At 69.7% G+C, this 350-nt stretch carries 1 pseudogene; it reads right to left on the bottom strand.

What is annotated here, in order from left to right:
- Positions 1-350, bottom strand: a pseudogene (locus tag HA630_RS26985) (RNA-binding transcriptional accessory protein); the annotation flags it as partial.

The following is a 350-nucleotide window of genomic DNA, read 5'->3' as shown; positions in this document are numbered from 1 at the left end:
CGGATCAGGTCGTCCGCCGGGCGGGCCTGGTGGCTCCAGCCCAGGTGGCGGGCGATGCGGCCTTCGGCCAGCGAGGGCACGGCGCCGGGTTTGCCGGTGGTCTTGGCGCTCTCGGGCAGCTCCGGCTCGGGCACCACCAGCTTGGCGTCCAGGATTTCCAGTGCGCGGCCGCGGAACACCGCCAGGGCGCGGTGCGACGGCACGCGGGCTATGGGTTCGTCGTAGTCGAAATAGTCGCGGAACTTGGCCACATCAGGGTCGTGCTCGTTCTTGCCGTCCACCTTCTGGCTTTGCAGCAGGCCTTCCTGCCACAGCCATTCGCGCAGGCCCTGCACCAGCGTGGCGTCTTC

This window comes from Aquabacterium sp. A08, assembly GCF_011742065.1.
Note: the sequence above shows the minus strand (reverse complement) of the source record. Positions and strands in the feature narration are given on the sequence as shown.